Genomic DNA, 18,439 nt, shown 5'->3' on the forward strand with positions numbered 1-18,439 from the left:
GCACCATGAGTTTCGATGTCGCCTTTCTCCTCTCCACTTTCGTCAAGCTGGTCGCCGCGGTGCCGATGACGCTGGGGCTGTTCGCCTGTTCGGTCAGCCTGGGCGCGGTCTTCGCGCTGGGCATCACCTATTGCCGGGTTTCGGGAGGGCCGTTGCTGTCGGCCTTTGCCCGCGCCTACGTTTTCGTGTTTCGCGGCTCGCCGCTCCTCATCCAGATGTTCCTGATCTACTACGGTCTCGGGCAATTCCCCGCCGTTCGGCACAGCCTGTTCTGGCCGGTGCTGCGCGATCCATTCTCCTGCGCCGTGTTGGCGCTGGCGCTCTGCACCGCAGGCTACCAGGCGGAGATCATGCGCGGCGGCTTGCAGGCCGTGCCGTCTCGCGAGATCGAGGCTGGAAGGGCGGCCGGCATGTCCGGTCTTTTGCTGTTCCGGCGCATCATCGCACCGATCGCCGTCCGGCAGGCCCTGCCGGCCTACTCGACCGAGATCATCCTGATGGTGAAGTCGACGGCGCTCGCCAGCCTCGTCACCGTCTGGGAGGTAACCGGCACAGCTCAGCGCCTGATTTCACAGACCTATCGCACCATGGAGGTGTTCCTGGTTGCGACGCTGATCTATCTTCTGATCAACTTCATCATTGTCCGCCTGATGGCGCTCGTCGAATACCGACTGTCGCCGCACCTCAGGGAGCGGCCGGTTTCGGCCAGCGACGGCGGACGCCAAGGAGAGGTTCATGGCTGACGCTCCGGTACCGGCAATTTCGGTCCGCAACATTCACAAGTCCTTTGGCCAGCACGAGGTGTTGCGCGGCATTTCGCTCGACGCTCAGGATGGCGACGTGATCTCCATCCTTGGCGCTTCCGGGTCGGGCAAGAGCACGTTCCTGCGCTGCATCAACCTGCTTGAAACGCCCGATGAGGGCGAGATCACGGTTGCCGGCGAGACCATTGCCATGAAACGGAACCGTACGGGCTCTCTGATGCCGGCCGACCGCAAGCAGGTCGACCGCATCAGGTCCGAGCTCGCCATGGTGTTCCAGAGCTTCAATCTCTGGTCCCACATGACGGTGCTTCAAAACCTAATCGAGGGGCCGGTACACGTCCTGAAGCGCCCCAAGGCGGAATGCATCGCCGAGGCGGAGGCTCTGCTGGAGAAGGTCGGTCTCGCCGAGCGACGGAATTATTACCCCGCCCATCTGTCCGGCGGCCAGCAGCAGCGTGCAGCCATCGCCCGGGCTCTGGCCATGCAGCCGAAGGCGCTGCTGTTCGACGAGCCGACCTCGGCGCTCGATCCGGAGCTCGTCGGCGAGGTGCTGAAGGTCATGCGCTCGCTCGCCGAAGAGGGGCGGACGATGCTGGTGGTGACCCACGAGATGGCCTTTGCCCGCAACGTCTCCGACCGGGTGATGTTCCTGCACGAGGGCGTCGTCGAAGCCGACGGTGCGCCCGAGGACATCTTCACCAACTCCGAGTCCGAACGCTTCCGGCAGTTTATCGGTAACTTCCAGGCCTGAGGGCGCCATGACCGACATCGTCGTCGAAACCCATCTCGGCTGGCGCGACATCGCCGCCGTTGCCGAGGGCGCGCATCTTCGTCTGGGAGAGGCGGCGAAGCGACGCATTTCGGAAGCTCGCGCGATTGTCGAGGCAATCGTCGATCGCGGTATCCGGGCCTATGGCGTCAACACCGGCGTCGGGGCTCTTTGCGACGTGGTGGTGGATCGACCTTTGCAGCGGCAGCTGTCGCACAACATCCTCATGAGCCATGCCACTGGCATCGGTGCGCCGCTCGGGATCGTCGAGACGCGCGCCATCATGGCGACCGCCGTAAGCAATTACTCGCTCGGCCACTCCGGCGTGAGACTTGAGGTGGTCGAGGCGTTGGCGGGGCTGCTCAACGCCGACGTGACGCCGGTTGTGCCTGCCAAGGGGTCGGTCGGCTATCTCAGCCACATGGCGCATATCGCGTTGGTGCTCATTGGTTCCGGCCGGGCGCGCGTGGGGGAGAGGATCGTCACCGGTGCCGAGGCGCTGGTCGCCGCCGACCTTGCTCCACTCGAACTCGCGGCCAAGGAAGGCCTGTCGCTGGTCAATGGAATCCCTTGCGCCAGCGGTCTGGCGTCACTGGCCTTGAAGCGTGGCGAGCGGATACTGGAGTGGGCGGATGCCATCGCCGCCCTGACCATCGAGGCGCTGATGGGAAATCCGGCGGCCTTCGATCCGGCCGCCCTGTCGCTCAGGGCATCGCCCTCTCTGCAATCCGTCGGTGCATGCCTGCGCGATCGGCTCGCCGGCAGCGGTATTGTCGCCGCCGGTGCCGGTCGCAAGACGCAGGATGCTCTTTCGTTGCGGGCCGTGCCGCATGTCCATGGGGCGGCGCGTGACGCATTCGCGGTGGTTGCCGATGTCGTCGAGCGAGAGCTTGCGTCGGTATCGGACAATCCGGCCATCGTCGGTACGCCGGACATGCCGGGCGTGCATTCGGAGGCGCATGCGGTCGGAGCTGCCATGGGGCTGGCGCTCGACCAGTTGGCGATTGCCTTGGCCGAGGTCGCGGCGATGGCCGAGCGCCGCCTCGACCGGCTCGTCAATCCTCTGGTGAGTGGACTGCCGGCCTTCCTTGCCGCTGACAGCGGCGTCAACTCCGGTTTCATGATCGCCCAGTATGCGGCGGTGTCGCTTGTCAACGAGAACCGTCGCCTGTCGCTGCCCGCAAGCCTCGACGGCGGCATTACCTCCGCTTTGCAGGAGGACCATCTCAGCCATGCGACGCCGGCGTCCCTAAAGGCGCTTTCGGTGATCGAGAACGCAGAGGCCATCCTTGCCATCGAGCTTCTGACTGCCGGTCAGGCCCATGAGTTTCGCTCCGAAGGTCGGGCGGAGGGGACAGATCGCCTCTATCGCCAGCTTCGCGATGTCGTCGGTCCCTACAAGGACGACCGTCCGCTTGCCGACGATATGGCAAGGGCGGCCGATCTCATCCGGGCTGTGCTTCCGGACTGAGTGCCTGATTTCAGGGCGTATCAGCCGGCCAATGAAACCCAGTTCTCTTCGTGATTTGGTTTAGAAAACATACAGAATATATTGATATTGTTCATTTAATTGATTTTTCTTAATGTTGTGAATCCGCTTGGTATCCAGGCTTCCTCATGCGTTGATTCATGGCGCCCCCGGAAGTGCCCCATTTTTCTTCATGTTGTGAATCAACGGGCTGATCATCGGTGCAAGTACGCATATTTGCGAGTGACTCGCAAAAACACCGACCGTGCTATTGACAGGCGCACCCTAAATGTTGAAACCAGTATTCATCTTATTGGTCTGCAGGAGGCTGGGGTGCTGGTGCCGTTTCTCATCATGTTGCGCGAGGGCATAGAAGCTGCGCTGGTGACCGGTATCATCGCGAGCTACCTCAAGCAGACGGGGCGCGGCGCTTTCCTGCCGGTGGTTTGGGTTGGTGTGCTGCTTGCCGTGGCGCTGTCGCTATTCGCTGGCGCAGCTTTGCAACTGATGGCGGCCGAGTTTCCCCAGAAGGCACAGGAGCTGTTTGAGGCGATTGTCGGCTTCTTGGCGGTGATCGTCCTTGTCAGCATGGTGTTCTGGATGCGTCGAGCCGCTCGCTCGATCAAGGGCGAGTTGCACGGGGCAATCGACGCCGCCATGCAGGCGCCGAGGGGCGCAACATGGGCGCTGATCGGCATGACTTTCTTTGCCGTGGGACGCGAGGGGCTCGAGTCGGTGTTCTTTCTGCTCGCCGTCTTCCAACAGAGTCCGGGCGCCTCGGCGCCGGTTGGTGCGCTCCTTGGCCTCCTGCTCGCCGTCGTACTGGGCTACGCGCTTTATCGTGGTGGAATTCGCCTCGATCTCAGGCGTTTCTTCCGCTGGACCGGTGTCTTCATTCTGGTGGTCGCTGCAGGGCTGGCTGCGGCCAGTTTGCGCAGCCTGCACGAGGCTGGTGTCTGGAACCTTCTCCAGGAGCGCGTCTACGATCTGTCCGACACGCTGCCGGTATCGAGCGTTCTCGGTACTGTTCTGTCCGGTGTGTTCAACTACCAGGAAGCACCGACGCTCGGTGAGGTGGGGCTCTATGTCGTGCTCCTCGCCGTGACGCTGGTGTTGTTCCTGAAGCCCGCGCGGCCGGCCTTTCTCGGGTCGGCGGTCTCCGGGGCCGAAAAGGGGTAAGAATGTCTCCGCCTGATCCGCAACGCGTCGGCGTTCCGTCGTCGCGACTGATGACTGTTGCCCTTTTGGGGGCGGGTGTGTTGGCGCTGGCCGGTGGTGGCGCTTTCTATCTGGCGTCGCAAAAGGCCCTGCGCCCCGTTGAGGCGGGCCTCATTCCTGTTCGCGTCGGCGACAAGAGTTGCGAGCCGATGGACCTGACGGTTCCGGCCGGACGCACGGTCTTCGAGATCGAGAATGCGTCGAACCGGCCGATCGAGTGGGAAATTCTCGACGGCGTCATGGTGGTCGAGGAACGCGAGAACATTGCCCCCGGCTTCCGGTCGCAGCTCGCCGCGCGACTGAAGCCCGGCGTTTACGACATCACCTGCGGTCTTCTGTCGAATCCGCGCGGCAAGCTGACGGTGACCGCTTCGGCTCACTCGGAAGCCGAACGGGCAAAGCCACCGCTCAAGGCGTTCATCGGCCCGTTGTCGGAGTACAAGGTCTACCTGACGCTTCAGGCCGGACAGTTGATCCAGGGAGCGAAGGCGCTTTCGAGTGCCATCGAGTCCGGTGACATTCAGGCGGCAAGGTCGGCTTATGCCAAGGCAAGGACTGCCTATCGTCACGTCGAGGCGGTGAGCGGGCGCTTTGCCGATCTGGAGAATGCCATCGATCCCGTGGCAGCCTATCTGGCTCTCCGCGAAGAGGACCCGGCATTTACTGGGTTTCACCGCATCGAGCTCGGTCTCTGGCGGAACAGCTCGGTCGCCGATCTCAGCCCCGTAGCGGAGAAGCTGATCGTCGACGTGGAGGCGCTCCGGGATCGTCTGAAGACGGTGAGGTTCGAACCCGCCGACCTGACAGGCTATGCGTCGCGCGAGGCGCGGCGGCTTGCCGAGGGGGCGGTTGTCTCCGGTGACAGTCTCTACGCCGGCGACGACATCGCCGAGTTCGCCGCTGCGGTCGACGGGCTCGAGAAGCCGGTGTCGCTGCTGTTGCCACTTGCAAGCGAGGCATCCCCCGACGTCGCCAAGGCTGTGACGGATGCGTTCGCCGCAGCGCGGGCCGAACTCGGCAAACTCGCCGGATCGGGCGCTGTGCCGGTCGCCTATACGGAGGTGTCGCCTGAAGCCCGCAAGGGGCTGGCCTCCACCTTCGTTGCCATTGCCGATGCTATCGACCGGATCAATCCGGCTCTTGGTCTGGAGTAACCAGCATGCAGTCTTCCAAAGACCTTACTCGCCCTCGGCGCGGGCTCGATCGCCGCAGATTGCTGTCCGGTCTCGGCGCCACGGCGCTCGGCGGCTCGCTGGCTGGCGTTGCTCGGGCCGATACCGCTCATCACACGGTCGCCGACGCGCCGATCGCCAATGTCGCCAGTCAGCTCGATAGCGTTCCTTATCTTGGTCGTCACCAGGCTGGCGTGGTTGATGCGCGCCCGGCGAACGGCATGGTGGCGAGCTTCGACGTGCTGGCAAGGGACGCCGACGAGCTGGAGGCATTGTTCCGCACACTGACCGAGCGCATAGCCTTCCTGACGGTTGGCGGCCCCGTGCCGGCGTTGGATCCGAAGTTGCCGCCCGCCGACTCCGGGCTCTTGGGCCCTGTGATCCGGCCGGACAACCTGACGATCACCGTCTCGCTCGGCTCGTCGCTGTTCGATGATCGGCCATGGCTGGCCTCCCTGAGGCCAAAGCATCTTCAGAGGATGATGCGCTTTCCCAATGATGCGCTCGATGCCGACATTTGCCACGGCGATCTGTCCGTCCAGATTTGCGCCAACACCCAAGACACGACCATCCATGCCTTGAGAGACATCATCAAGGCGTCCAGCCGTCAGATGATCCTGAAATGGAAGCAGGAAGGCAATGTGCCGGTTATCACGCCGGGACCGGACGGCCGCGCCGAAAGCGCCCGCAACTTCCTTGGCTTCCGCGACGGATCTGCCAACCCGGACTCCTCTGATGTCGCCGAGATGGATCGCGTTGTCTGGGTGGGGCCGGAAGATGGTGAGCCGGCCTGGGCGGTCGGTGGCAGCTATCAGGCCGTGCGCATCATCAGAAACTTCGTCGAGCGCTGGGATCGCACGCCCTTCGGCGAACAGGAGCGGATCATGGGCCGCACCAAGATGACCGGCGCTCCCCTCGATCGTCGTGAGGGCAGTGAGTTCGACGTGCCTGACTATGTCAGCGATCCCGAAGGCAAGGCGACGCCAATGGATGCTCACATCCGGCTCGCCAACGCGCGCGACGAAGCGTCGAAAGCCCATATCATTCTCCGGCGGCCTTTCAACTACTCGAACGGGGTTACCCAATCCGGCCAGCTCGATCAGGGGCTTCTGTTCATCTGCTATCAGGCGAACCTCGAGCGCGGCTTCATCACCGTACAGCGAAAGCTCAACGGCGAGCCGCTTGAGGAATACATCAAGCCGGTCGGCGGCGGCTTCTTCTACACGCTTCCTGGAATTCGCGATGCTTCCGACTACGTCGGCAGCTCGTTGATCGCCGCTGCGCGCGGCGCCTGAACCCGCATCCATTTCAAAAAGGGAGACCGAAACATGCGTATGTCCGGCCTTGTCGGCGCTTCGGCGCTGGCGTTCATTCTTTCGTCCGGCGCCTTTGCCCAGGAAGCGAGCCTCGACCTCGTCGAGCCGATCGCCGAGTACAAGATCTACGTATCCGAAAAGCTTGCCAAGCTCGTCGAGGATACCACCGCCTTTACCGACGCCGTGAAGGCTGGCGAGGTCGACAAGGCCAAGGAGCTCTTCGCGCCGACCCGTCTTTCCTATGAGGCGATCGAGCCGATCGCCGAGCTGTTCTCCGACCTCGACGCGTCCATCGACTCGCGGGCCGACGACTATGAGAAGGCTGAGGCCGATCCGGAGTTCCCCGGCTTCCATCGCATCGAGTACGGTTTGTGGGAGAAGAACTCCACCGAGGGCCTTGCTCCGGTGGCCGACAAGCTGCTCGCCGATGTCAAGGAACTCGAGGGGCGCATCGCCTCGCTGACCTTCCCGCCCGAGAAGGTTGTCGGCGGCGCTGCCGTGCTGATGGAAGAGGTGGCTGCCACCAAGATCTCCGGCGAGGAAGATCGCTACAGCCACACCGACCTCTGGGACTTCCGTGGCAACTTCGATGGCGCGCGCAAGATCGTCGATCTGGTGCGACCGCTGATCGCCGACAAGGAAGCCGACTTCCTGAAGACGGTGGACGCCAACTTCGAGACGGTCGATACGACGCTCGCCAAGTACAAGGACGGCGACGGCTATGTCACCTACGACAAGCTGACCGACGATGACCGCAAGGTGCTGGCGGCGGCGGTCAACACGCTTGCCGAGGATCTCTCGACACTGCGCGGCAAGCTCGGTCTCGACTGACGCTTTCCGGGTGGAAAAGCGAGGCGGCGGTCCGGGTGGCCGCCGCCTTTGCATTTGGGGTCACGCGGCCCTGATTTTCACAATCGTTGCCAGCGCCTCGACGCAGGCCGCGGCCGCCTCTCGTCCCTTGTTCGCCGCATCGTCGCGACTGCGCAGCAGGGCCTGCTCATCCGTATAGGTGGTGAGGATGCCGAAGGTGATCGGCACGCCGGTGGCGAGCGTTGCCTGCATCAGTCCGGTCGCGGCGCCGAGGCTGATGAATTCGAAATGCGCCGTGTCGCCCTTGATGACGCAGCCCAGGCAGATGACGCCGGCATAGCGACCTGTCTTGGCCAGCGTCTGGGCGAGCAGTGGGATTTCGAAGGCGCCCGGCGCATGGAACACGTCGGCGTCAGCAAGCGGCACGCCGCGTTCGTCGAGTTCGCGCCGCGTGCCGGCGAGCAGACCTTCGGTCACCTCGGGATTGAAGCGGCTGACGACGACGGCGAGACGGGGCGGGGTGGGGGATTTTGTCATTGTGTCCTCAGGAGTCATGCTGGCAAAGGCTGTGGCCGAAACGCCTGCCCTTGGTGGCGAGGTAGGTGCGGTTGAACGGGTTGGGTGGGATGACGAGTGGCACCTGGTCGGCAACGACGACGCCGTAGCTCGATAGTGCTTCCACCTTGGCAGGGTTGTTGGAGAGCAGGCGCAGACGGTCGATGCCTAGCGCTTTCAGGATTTGGGCGGCGATGCCGTAGTGGCGGGCATCGGCCGGCAAGCCGAGGGCGGTGTTGGCGTCGAGCGTGTCGAGGCCGCCGTCCTGCAGCGCATAAGCGCGGATCTTGTTGGCGAGTCCAATGCCGCGCCCTTCCTGACCACGCAGATAGATGACCACGCCGCCGTCGGGATCTTCCGAGACGAGCCTTTGCGCTTCATGAAGCTGGGGGCCACAGTCACAGCGGAGCGATCCGAGCGCATCGCCGGTCAGGCACTCCGAGTGCACGCGGACCAGCGGTGTGCTGCCCAACGGGCGGCGGACGATGGCCAGATGCTCTTCCCCGTCGACGAGGCTGCGGAAGGCGTGGACGCGCAGCACGCCATCGGCGTAGGCGGTCGGAAGGTCGGCGCTTGCCACCTCCTCGACCAGCGGCTCGGTTGCCCACCGATGCTCGACCAGTTCGGCGATGGTGAGCACGGGGATATCGTGCTCCCTGGCGAAAGCGTCGAGTTCAGGCCGGCGCGCCATGTGGCCGCTTTCGCCCATGACCTCGCAGATGACGGCCGCCGGAGACAGGCCGGCGAGGCGAACGAGATCGATTGCCCCTTCCGTATGGCCGTTGCGGGCGAGAACGCCGCCGTCGGCCGCGCGCAACGGGAAGACATGGCCGGGCGACACGATGGCGCCGGGCGCCACCGCAGGATCGGCTGCGACGCGGATCGTATGCGCCCGGTCGTAGGCCGATATGCCGGTGGTAATGCCCTCGCGCGCCTCGATGGAGACCGTGAAGGCGGTGGAGCGGCGGGCGCGGTTCATCGCCACCATCGGAGAAAGGCCGAGGCGGTCGATCTGCTCGCCGGTCAGCGCCAGGCAGATCAGCCCACAGGCCTTCTTGGCCATGAAGGCGATGGCTTCAGGTGTCGCGAACTCGGCGGCGACGACGAGGTCGCCCTCGTTCTCCCGATCCTCGTCATCGACGAGCAGGACCATGCCGCCGGCCTTCAGCCGGTTCAGTGCGCGAGATAGGGCTTGCATAGGGCCTCCACATATTTGGCGATGACGTCGACTTCGACATTGATCTCGTCGCCGAGAGCGGCGGAGGAGAGGTTGGTGTTGTCCCAGGTGTGGGGAATGATGGTGATGCCGATGCGGGCGCCATCGTCTGACGGCTCGATGCTGTTGATGGTCAGGCTGATGCCGTTGAGAGAGATCGAGCCTTTCTCGACGCAGTAGCGTGCAAGCTCGGGCGGCAGATCGAACTCAAGCCGCCGGGCATCGCTGTCGGGTGTCACGGCGATAAGTGTCGCCTTGCCGTCGACGTGGCCTTGGACCATGTGGCCGGATAGCCGGTCGGCGAGCGCCACGGATCGCTCGAGGTTGACGACCGAACCGGTGGCAAGGCGACCGAGGTTGGAGCGCGATAGCGTCTCGGGCGACAGGAAAAAACGAGCCGTGCCGTCCTCGTCCATTTCGGTGACGGTGAGACAGACGCCATTGACGGCGATGCTTTCGCCGAGTTCGAGGTCGGACCAGCCGGTGGGGATGGTCACCACCAGCGAGCCGCCGGTTGCGGTGGCGGTCTGGACGGCGACGGTCCGGGCAATGATGCCGGAGAACATGGGATTTTAGCCTTTCTTGGTGCGGTTACGGGAAACGGTGATCTGATCGGGAAGGTCGGATCGGGTCCTCTGGATGACGACGTGCTCGTCCCAGAGGCCGGCGGCGAGGATGGCACCGGTCAGTGCGGGGCCGGCTTCGACCAGCACTTCGTGAACGCCTTCGTTGCCGAGGCGCGTGAGAGCGTCGCCAATGTCGTTGAACAGCATGGGGCGCAGACCGCGCCGGATCGCCTCAGCCAGGTAGTCGGCTGGCACTTGGCCCGATCGGTCGAGGATGGCGAGGATGCGGCTCTTGTCGGGATGGTCGGGGAGGTGGCGGACGGTGAACTCCGGACGGTCGGCCAGGATGGTTCCACTGCCGGTCAAGATGGCGTCGGCGCGTCGGCGCATACGATGGGCCAGCGTCAGCGAGGCTTCCGAAGTGAAGGTTCGGTGGCCGGGCGGAGGGATCATCGATCCCGTCTCGTCGAGTGCTTGCTTGATCGTGACGAAGGAGCGGCCGGTCGTCACCCAGGTGGCGAAGGGGGCGATCAGGCGCTCGGCTTCGGCGGAAAGGCGCGCAGCATCCGGATGATCGAGTTCAGAAAGGAAGCGGACCGAGAGGTTGGCCGCCGCGAGGCGGTGGGCTCCGCCGCCTTCCACGCGAGGATTGGGGTCGGCTTCCGCGATCCAGACCTCGCGGGCCGGTGTCGACAGGATCGCTTCGGAACAGGGGGGCGTACGTCCGTGGTGGTTACACGGCTCCAGGGTCACCACGACGGTATGAATACGGTCGATCGTACCGGCTGCCCGGCAGGTGGCGATGGCTCGCGCCTCGGCATGGAGGTCGCCCGCCTTGCGATGCGCTTCGACAGCAAGGATGTTGCCATCGGCGTCGAGGATGGCGCAGCCGACCGGCGGATTGGGAGAGGTCGCCCCGGCATGGTCCATCGCGGCGGCGATGGCGCGCGCAAAAGCATCGGCAATGAAGCCGCCGGACAGTGAAGGTGTGGTCTGGTCGTGTCGTGCGCCCATGCGGTCCTCGATCCATCGATCGAACGCACTTGGGGCGCGAGCAAACGCGATTACGCGCGCCTCCGGTCAGGAGGACGCACGTGTGGCATCTGCCGTTCTCTACCATCCGGACTATACCGTCGGCCCCGGAATCACACCGGGTCTGCTGACCCCGCTTCCGAAAGGAAACGGGCGCTCGCGGGCTGACGCGCTTTCGCGCGATTACCGCCGGTGGGGAATTTCACCCCGCCCCGAGAACGTTCGCCGCCATGAAAGGCGGCTCATAAAGCATAGGCACGACGGTCCGGACGCGCAAGGTCGGATCGTTTACGAAGGGCGCCGCACACGGGAACGTGTCCGATGCGCGGCCTCCGTCGAGTTACTGCGCCGAGAAGGCGATGGGGGCGACGAGATCCTTGCGAATGTCGATCGCCCGATCCTTCGGCAACATGCCGTTATCGATCATGAAAGCCTGGTCGGCCTCAAGGTTGGCGATGTCGGCATCCGTCAGCGTCGGCGTGAAGTCGTAGAGCGGCAACTGCGCCTTGGCGTCCTCGATCGAGATCTTCTGCTCGTCGGCGGCGATCTTCAGCGCCGTCTCGGTGTTGGCGGCAATGAAATCCAGTGCTTTGCGATGGGTGGCGAGATAGGCCTCGACCAGATCCGGGTGGTTTTCGATGAACTTGCCCGACGCGGCAATCACCGTGGTCGGATGAATGAGGCCTTCGCCGGTGGCGAGCGTCTTGCCGCCGGCCTTCTCGACGGCGATGGCGTTGTTGCCAGCCAGTGTCGCCACGTCGATCTGGCCGGAGAGCAGGGCGGCGCGGGCCGTCGGCAAGTCCATGTTGATGTAGTCGACGTCATTGATGGTGAGGCCGGTGGAGGCAAGCGCGGCCGCCAGGAGTTGGTGCAGGGTCGTTCCCTTGGGGCCGGCGATCTTTTTGCCCTTGAGGTCGGCCAGCGTTGTGGGGCCGTCAGCGCGGGTCATCAGAGCGAACGCCTTGGGAGAGCGCGAGTAGACGGCGATGATGCGGACGTCCACGCCATTGGCTTTGGCGAGGATGGCCGAAGCTCCGCCCAGGACGGAGGCGACGTCGATGGCGTCGGCGGCGATGGCCTCGGTCTGCTTGGCGCCTGAGGTAATTTCAGGGCGTTCGATCGCGATGCCCCTGGCGCCGAAATCGGCTTCGAGGAATCCCTCGTGCTTGTCGACGATCGACGGCACGTTGAACGGCGCCGTCACGTAGGTGACGCGAAGAGTTTCGAGGTCGGCAGCGCCAGCGGGTGAAAGTGCGCTTGCGACAAGAGCCGCGCCGAGAGCGAGGCGGACGATTGATTTCATGGATTCCTCCTGGGGTTTTGTATGGAACTGAATGGAGCGCCGTCGACGAGGCGGGCGAGAATTCGGCGTCGATAGTCGACCACGGCCGGGTCGGTCGCTTCGCGCGGAAATGGAATGTCGAGGGGAACCCGACCGACCACCCGGCCCGACTCCATTTCGATCACGCTCTCACCAAGCAGTACCGCTTCCTCGACATCGTGGGTAACGAGCACCACCGTCGGTCGACGCTCCTGCCAGATATCGATCAGGACACCTTGCAGACGACGGCGCGTGAAGGCGTCGAGAGCGGAGAACGGCTCGTCGAGAAGCAGAATGTCGGGGTGCTGCGCCAGTGCGCGGGCGATGGCGACACGTTGCGCCATGCCGCCGGAGAGTTGTGAAGGCAGGGCGCGTCTTGCCTCGGTGAGCCCCACCAGTGAAAGAGAGTCCGACACGCGATCGGCGATCTCGGCCTCGCTCAGCCGCTTCTTCAGGGGAAAGGCGACGTTGGCGGCAACGTCCAGCCAGGGCATCAGCCTAGCCTCCTGAAAGACGACGCCGATGCTATGGGAAGGCGCGCGCTGGACTCTGCCGGAACTCGGCTCGGTCAGGCCGGCGAGAAGTCGGAGGAGGGTCGTCTTTCCGCAGCCGGAGCGGCCGACCACGGTCGTGATCGAACCGTCGGAAAAGTGTTGTGTCACGTCGTCGAGCGCGGCAACCGTTCGGCCGGCGACGATGTAATGACGGCTTGCGTCGTCGAGCTCAAGCACGGGCGGCCTCCAGATGGGGGGATAGCCAGGGGAAGGCGCGGCCAATGGCGAGGCGGAGCACAAGATCGGAGAGAAGGCCGATAGCGCCGATCACCAGGATTCCCGCAAGCACGATGTCGGTGCGGGCGAGGTTTTCAGCATCGATGATCATGTAGCCCAGACCGGCGGACGAGGCGATCAGCTCGGCGCCGACCAGCGCGCGCCAGCTGTAGCCAAGGCTGATGCGTAGCCCCACCACCAGCTCCGGCAGCGCTGACGGTAGGACGATGCGCGTCAGGATTTCGCGCCGCGAGAGGCCGGCGACGCGGCCGACCTCGACCAGTTTGGTATCAACGCCGTCTATTCCGCCTCGAAAGCCGAGGAACACCGGAAAGAAGGAGGCGAGCACGATGATGCCAAGCTTTTGCGCCTCGCCGATGCCGAGCCAGAGGATCAGAAGCGGGATGAGGGCGAGCGGGGGCACTTGGCGGGCGAACTCAAGCAGAGGATCGAGCACGGCGCGGGCCGGCCGGCTCGCCGACATCAGCACCGCAAGCGGCAGGGCCAACCCCACCGACAGGCCAAAGCCGAGCAGAACGCGCTGGAGGCTGACCAACGTATGCTTCACGAGAAGCCCCGAGGCGGCAAGGTCGACAAGAGCCTCGATTACCGCCGCCGGAGCTGGCAACAGATAGGCGTTGGTCCAGCCTGCTTGGTGCGTCAACCACCATAACAGAATGACGCTGGCGAAGACGGTGGCTGGTACGAGGATGCGGCGGGCTGGCATGACGGCTGTTATACGTCCAAAGTCGTGCGTGTCGAGCGTGATGAGGAATTGTTGAGAATGCAAATCATAAATGGTTTCAGATGTTTGTAATAAGCGTTATACCGTAGAGATCCCCGCCTTTGCCTCCATATGTCAGATGATCGTCACCCCCCTCGACTGCTCCGATCCGATGATCCTTGCCGGGCGACTTCGCCCGTTGTCGCGGTTTGCCTTTCTTGACAGCGCTCTCGTCGGCACCGGATTGGGCAACCACGCCTTTCTGGCCGCCGATCCATTCGCGACGTTCCGTGTGATTGGAGAGCGGGTATTCTGGAACGATGAGGAGGTCGCGGCGCACCCGGATGATCCTCGATCGCCCGGTCGTCGGGCGCTGGCCGAACTCCATCGTCGTCTGGCGCTCTACAGGCATGAGCCTGTGGCGGGATTGCCGCCTTTTCAGGGGGGCGCCATCGGACATGTCGCTTATGAGTTCGGTCGCTTGCTCGAACGGCTGCCCTCGACACCGGCGCCAACGGAGGGCATCGCCGAACTCGAGATGCACTTCTACGACGTGGTCTTAGCCTGCGATCTTGCTGCCGGTCGCGCCTTTCTCATCTCGACCGGTTGGCCGGAGCGTGAGCCGAACAAGCGGGAGACGAGGGCGAAGGCGCGGGCCGAGCAGTTCATGGCGGTGATCGAGAGGACCTCTCCGGTCGAGAAGCCCTTCGCCGGTTGCGACGATCTCGTATTCGAGGCGAATCTCGATCGAACTCGTTACGAAGCCGCCGTGGCGCGAACGCGAGACTACATCCTCGCCGGCGACATCTTCCAGGCCAACATCACGCGGCGCATCGAGGCGGACCTGCCGGACGATTTCGACGCCTGGGGGTACTATCGCGCTTTGCATGCCGCCAATCCTGCGCCCTTCGCCGCTTTCCTCGATTACGGCCAGGCGCAGATTGCCTCATCGTCGCCGGAGCGCCTGATCGAGGTACGAGGGCGTTGCGTCGAAGCCAGGCCGATCAAGGGAACCACGTCCCGGGGCGCCGATCCGGCCGAGGATGCCGCCCGCGCGGTGGCGCTTGCAGCCTCGGAAAAGGACCGGGCGGAAAACGTAATGATCGTCGATCTGCTGCGTTCCGACCTTTCTGCCGTTTGCAAGCCGCATACGGTCAAGGTGCCGAGCCTTTGCGAGGTTGAGACCTATGCTTCTCTGCATCATCTCGTGTCGGTGGTTACGGGCGAGCTCAGGGATGGCTGTTCGGCGGTGGATGCGCTCGCCGCCGTCTTTCCCGGTGGATCGATCACCGGCGCGCCGAAAATCCGGGCCATGGAGATCATCGCCGAACTGGAGGAGGTTCCGCGTGACGTCTATTGCGGGGCCATCGGCTATTTCGGCTTCGACGGCTCGGCCGACTTCAATATCGCGATCCGCACGGCGACGTTTGCCGGCGGGCGAGCTTCGCTTGGGGCAGGGGGTGGGATCACGCTGTTGTCCGATCCCACCGCCGAGTTTGATGAGGCCGAACTCAAGGCGAAGCGGCTGATCAGCGCTTTTGGGAGTCCGAATTGATCGTCGTGCTGGACAACTTCGACAGCTTCGTCGGCAATGTCGCCCGCTATCTCGTCGAGCTGGGCGAAGAGGTGACCGTATTGCGCAACGATGCGATCGATGTGGCTGGTATCGTCACTCTCGGCGCGGAGGCCCTGGTGATAAGCCCCGGCCCTTGCGGTCCAGGCGAGGCGGGCGTTTCGACCGATGCGGTGCGCATGCTTTCTGGCCGTCTGCCGATCCTCGGCATCTGTCTCGGCCATCAGTGCATCGGGGCCGCATTCGGGGCGACGATCGTTCGGGCCCGTGAGCCGATGCACGGACGGTCATCGTCGATCGCCCATGAGGGGGCCGGGCTTTTCTCAGGACTTCCGAGCCCGCTGGTCGCCGGGCGCTATCATTCGCTAGCCATCGATGTGTCGGCGGGGACGCCACTTCGCGTCACGGCGCGGAGCGAGGGGGGCGATGTCATGGCCGTCGAACACATGGAGCATCCGACGTTCGGCGTGCAGTTCCATCCGGAAAGCGTGCTTACCGAAGGCGGCTATCGACTGTTCGCCAACTTTTTGTCCCACTTGCCGGGGCGGGCAAAGCGGAGTGCTGCCACCCCGCTCGCCCCGTTCTGATTACTCCATCGTCGGCATGATGAAGTCGGCGCCGGAGCGAATGCCGGTCGGCCAGCGGCTCGTCACGGTCTTGAGGCGGGTGTAGAAGCGCACGCCCTCCGAACCGTGCATGTGGTGGTCGCCGAACAGCGACGCCTTCCAGCCTCCGAAGGAATGGAACGCCATCGGCACCGGGATCGGTACGTTGACGCCCACCATGCCGGCCTGGATGCGGGTGGTGAACTCGCGCGCGCTGTCACCATCGCGGGTGAAGATGGCGGCGCCGTTGCCGAACTCATGCTCGTTGATCAGCTGGACGGCGGCGTTGAAGTCTTCGACGCGCACGATGCCGAGTACCGGTCCGAAAATCTCCTCGCGATAGATCTTCATCTCGGTCGTCACATTGTCGAACAGGGAGGCGCCGATGAAGTAGCCGTTCTCGGCGCCGGGGCTGATGAACCCGCGTCCGTCGAGCACCAGCTTCGCGCCCTCGGCAACACCACTGTCGACGTAGCCGCGCACTTTCTCGAGGTGGGGCTTCGAAACCAACGGCCCCATTTCGGATGCCTTGTCGGTTCCGGCGCCGATGACGAGCTTCTTTGCCCGTTCGGCGAGCTTCTCAACGAGGGCATCGGCGGTAGTCTTGCCAACGGGCAGGGCGATGGAAATGGCCATGCAGCGCTCGCCGGCCGAGCCATAGGCGGCGCCCATCAACGCATCCGCCGCCTGGTCGAGATCGGCGTCCGGCATGATCACCATATGGTTCTTGGCGCCGCCGAGCGCCTGGCAGCGCTTGCCGTTCCTGGTCGCCGTTTCGTAGATGTAGCGGGCGACCGGCGTCGAACCGACGAAGCTAATGGCGGCGATGTTGCGGTCGTCGAGAAGGGCATCGACGGCGACCTTGTCGCCTTGCACCACCTGGAAAATCCCCTTGGGAAGGCCGGCTTCGGCCAACCACTCGGCGATCAGCAACGACGCGCTGGGGCAGCGCTCCGATGGCTTCAGGATGAAGGCATTGCCGCAGGCGAGCGCGACGGGGAACATCCACATCGGCACCATGGCCGGGAAGTTGAACGGCGTGATGCCGGCCACGATGCCAAGAGGCTGGCGCAGCGAGTGGCTGTCGACACCGGTGCCGACGTTCTCGGAGAACTCGCCCTTCAACAGCTCCGGCGCGGCGATGGCGAACTCCACCACCTCGATGCCGCGCTGGATCTCGCCGCGCGCGTCGCTCAGCACCTTGCCATGCTCGGCCGTGATCACCGCGGCGAGATCGCCGGCCCGCTCTTCCATGATGCCCAGAAACCGGTTGAGGATACGGGCGCGACGCAGTGGCGTGGTTGCCGCCCAGCGGGGCTGGGCCACCTTGGCGGCTTCGACGGCGACCCGCACATCCTCCTCGCTCGCCATGGCGACCCTACCCGTCTCCGCGCCCGTGGCGGGGTTGAACACCGGGGTCGAGCGGCTCGAGCCTGGGGAGACGTGATTGCCGTCGATGAAGTGGCCGATGGTTGTCGTCATTTCCCTTATTTCCCTCTGGTTGAGCTTGCATGTCCTGCCCGCTTGAGGCGATGAAACACCAAGACCGGGTTGCGCGGCAATATGCTGGCTTGGAAAACCATTGTGCATTAATGTGAAGACATGGACTGGGATCATTTTCGCGTATTTCTCGCCGTCGCTCGTGGCGGACAGCTTTCCGCCGCGGCACGCCGGCTGGGTGTCAACCACACCACCGTGGCGCGCCGTCTCGATGCGCTGGAGGCTGAGCTTGGCGCGGCGCTCTTCGAGCGGCGCCCGACCGGTTGCGTGTTGACCGAGGCTGGCGAGCGCTTGATCCCGCTGGCCGAGCGCATCGAGATCGAGACGCGAGCGGCGCTGGCGGCCGTGTCGTCCGGTGAGACCGAGATCACCGGCACCGTCCGTGTCGGCGCGCCCGACGGGCTTGGAAACAGCTTTCTTGCCCGCGAGTTGGGACTGTTCGCGGCGCAGCATCCCGGGGTGCTCGTGGAGCTGGTTCCTTTGCCGGTGAAGTTCTCGGTGTCTCGGCGAGAGGCCGACCTCGTCATCGAGCTATCTCGGCCGACAACGGGTCGCCTCGTAGCGACCAAGCTCGTCGACTATACGCTTGGCGTCTATGCGGCCGAAGGCTATCTCGCCGACCATGGTTCGCCCGCCTGTCTCGACGATCTCGCGGGGCATCGTCTCGTCACCGGCATCGACGACTACACTTTCTCGTCGGCGCTCGACTATGCAGCCACCTTGCAGGCCTACTCGAAGCGTCTCTACCGCTGCGCTGGTGCAACGAGCCAGTTCGAGGCGATCTGTGCTGGCGCTGGCATCGGCGTGTTGCACGACTTCATGGCGCTTGACGCGACAGGGCTTGTCCGTTTGCTGCCGGAGGTGAGCTTCTCGCGTACCTACTGGCTGGTGGGCCACCCCGGTGCGACATCGATCGCGGCCATCGCCGCCTGTCGGCGCTACCTTGTCGAGACCTTTCGCCGGCAGCGTCGGTACTTCCAGCCGCTTGGGCCAGCCAAGGTATCGTCATCTTCTGAGTGATCCGATACTGGAACAAAGTTCCAACGGCGCGAAGTTCCAT

18 protein-coding genes and 1 riboswitch are annotated in these 18,439 nt (G+C 64.2%); of the genes, 10 read left to right on the forward strand and 8 right to left on the reverse strand.

All coding sequences use genetic code 11. The annotated features are described in order from the left end of the window. Positions 1-5: 5 nt before the first annotated feature. The 7 genes from M4J40_RS21325 (at position 6) to efeO (M4J40_RS21355) (ending at position 7,538) form a co-directional block, all read left to right on the forward strand. Positions 6-743 (forward strand): ABC transporter permease, encoded by a 738-nt coding sequence (locus tag M4J40_RS21325; RefSeq protein ID WP_251756421.1) that lies wholly within the window; start codon positions 6-8, stop codon positions 741-743. Then, on the forward strand, positions 736-1,515 hold the full coding sequence (locus tag M4J40_RS21330) for an ABC transporter ATP-binding protein (RefSeq protein ID WP_251756422.1): 780 nt from the start codon (positions 736-738) through the stop codon (positions 1,513-1,515). The genes M4J40_RS21325 and M4J40_RS21330 overlap by 8 nt, the downstream gene beginning before the upstream one ends. 7 nt (positions 1,516-1,522) lie before the next feature. Further along, complete coding sequence (hutH, locus tag M4J40_RS21335; RefSeq protein ID WP_251756423.1) at positions 1,523-3,004, forward strand: histidine ammonia-lyase; 1,482 nt, start codon at positions 1,523-1,525, stop codon at positions 3,002-3,004. A gap of 330 nt (positions 3,005-3,334) precedes the next feature. Continuing rightward, a complete protein-coding gene (gene efeU, locus M4J40_RS21340) occupies positions 3,335-4,180 on the forward strand; it encodes an iron uptake transporter permease EfeU (RefSeq protein WP_251756424.1) in 846 nt (281 codons plus the stop codon). Between the two features lie 2 nt (positions 4,181-4,182). Next, positions 4,183-5,373: an iron uptake system protein EfeO gene (gene efeO / locus M4J40_RS21345; RefSeq protein ID WP_251756425.1), complete on the forward strand. Its 1,191-nt coding sequence runs from the start codon at positions 4,183-4,185 to the stop codon at positions 5,371-5,373. Positions 5,374-5,378: 5 nt separating this feature from the next. Continuing rightward, complete coding sequence (gene efeB, locus M4J40_RS21350; RefSeq protein ID WP_251756426.1) at positions 5,379-6,686, forward strand: iron uptake transporter deferrochelatase/peroxidase subunit; 1,308 nt, start codon at positions 5,379-5,381, stop codon at positions 6,684-6,686. 33 nt (positions 6,687-6,719) lie between these two features. Next, positions 6,720-7,538, forward strand: coding sequence for an iron uptake system protein EfeO (gene efeO, locus M4J40_RS21355; protein WP_251756427.1), 819 nt, complete (start codon positions 6,720-6,722; stop codon positions 7,536-7,538). A 60-nt stretch (positions 7,539-7,598) separates the two neighbouring features. Here the strand turns inward: efeO (M4J40_RS21355) and ribH are convergent, their stop codons facing one another. The 7 genes from ribH to M4J40_RS21390 all read right to left on the reverse strand — a co-directional run bounded on the left by ribH (position 7,599) and on the right by M4J40_RS21390 (position 13,704). Continuing rightward, positions 7,599-8,054 carry a 6,7-dimethyl-8-ribityllumazine synthase gene (gene ribH, locus M4J40_RS21360; RefSeq protein ID WP_251756428.1) on the reverse strand — a complete coding sequence of 152 codons (456 nt, stop codon included), beginning with the start codon at positions 8,052-8,054 and terminating at the stop codon, positions 7,599-7,601. 7 nt (positions 8,055-8,061) lie between these two features. After that, entirely contained in the window at positions 8,062-9,270 is a 1,209-nt protein-coding gene (gene ribB / locus M4J40_RS21365) for a 3,4-dihydroxy-2-butanone-4-phosphate synthase (RefSeq protein WP_251756429.1), read from the reverse strand. Then, positions 9,246-9,854: a riboflavin synthase gene (locus M4J40_RS21370; RefSeq protein WP_251756430.1), complete on the reverse strand. Its 609-nt coding sequence runs from the start codon at positions 9,852-9,854 to the stop codon at positions 9,246-9,248. Before M4J40_RS21370 ends, ribB begins: the two co-directional genes overlap by 25 nt. Positions 9,855-9,860: 6 nt before the next feature. Next, positions 9,861-10,868: a bifunctional diaminohydroxyphosphoribosylaminopyrimidine deaminase/5-amino-6-(5-phosphoribosylamino)uracil reductase RibD gene (gene ribD, locus M4J40_RS21375; RefSeq protein WP_251756431.1), complete on the reverse strand. Its 1,008-nt coding sequence runs from the start codon at positions 10,866-10,868 to the stop codon at positions 9,861-9,863. 90 nt (positions 10,869-10,958) lie between these two features. Next, positions 10,959-11,110: riboswitch (FMN riboswitch) on the reverse strand. A gap of 116 nt (positions 11,111-11,226) precedes the next feature. Next, on the reverse strand, positions 11,227-12,189 hold the full coding sequence (locus M4J40_RS21380; protein WP_251756432.1) for an ABC transporter substrate-binding protein: 963 nt from the start codon (positions 12,187-12,189) through the stop codon (positions 11,227-11,229). Continuing rightward, entirely contained in the window at positions 12,186-12,938 is a 753-nt protein-coding gene (locus tag M4J40_RS21385; protein WP_251756433.1) for an ABC transporter ATP-binding protein, read from the reverse strand. The genes M4J40_RS21380 and M4J40_RS21385 overlap by 4 nt, the downstream gene beginning before the upstream one ends. Then, the gene (locus tag M4J40_RS21390; RefSeq protein ID WP_251756434.1) at positions 12,931-13,704 is read right to left on the reverse strand and encodes an ABC transporter permease; all 774 of its coding nucleotides are present in this window, start codon (positions 13,702-13,704) and stop codon (positions 12,931-12,933) included. The genes M4J40_RS21385 and M4J40_RS21390 overlap by 8 nt, the downstream gene beginning before the upstream one ends. Positions 13,705-13,840: 136 nt before the next feature. Between M4J40_RS21390 and pabB the strand changes: the two genes are divergently transcribed. Both pabB and M4J40_RS21400 read left to right on the forward strand, forming a co-directional pair. After that, positions 13,841-15,256, forward strand: a complete 1,416-nt coding sequence (pabB, locus tag M4J40_RS21395) for an aminodeoxychorismate synthase component I (RefSeq protein WP_251756435.1) — start codon at positions 13,841-13,843, stop codon at positions 15,254-15,256. Further along, on the forward strand, positions 15,253-15,861 hold the full coding sequence (locus M4J40_RS21400; RefSeq protein ID WP_251756436.1) for an aminodeoxychorismate/anthranilate synthase component II: 609 nt from the start codon (positions 15,253-15,255) through the stop codon (positions 15,859-15,861). Before pabB ends, M4J40_RS21400 begins: the two co-directional genes overlap by 4 nt. Here the strand turns inward: M4J40_RS21400 and M4J40_RS21405 are convergent, their stop codons facing one another. Next, positions 15,862-17,361, reverse strand: a complete 1,500-nt coding sequence (locus tag M4J40_RS21405) for a CoA-acylating methylmalonate-semialdehyde dehydrogenase (RefSeq protein ID WP_251756437.1) — start codon at positions 17,359-17,361, stop codon at positions 15,862-15,864. Between the two features lie 120 nt (positions 17,362-17,481). On the opposite strand from M4J40_RS21405, the gene M4J40_RS21410 reads away from it, so the two are divergent. Further along, positions 17,482-18,399 carry a LysR family transcriptional regulator gene (locus M4J40_RS21410; RefSeq protein WP_251756438.1) on the forward strand — a complete coding sequence of 306 codons (918 nt, stop codon included), beginning with the start codon at positions 17,482-17,484 and terminating at the stop codon, positions 18,397-18,399. Positions 18,400-18,439: the final 40 nt, after the last annotated feature.

The organism is Pleomorphomonas sp. JP5 (assembly GCF_023721815.1).
Lineage (GTDB): Bacteria > Pseudomonadota > Alphaproteobacteria > Rhizobiales > Pleomorphomonadaceae > Pleomorphomonas.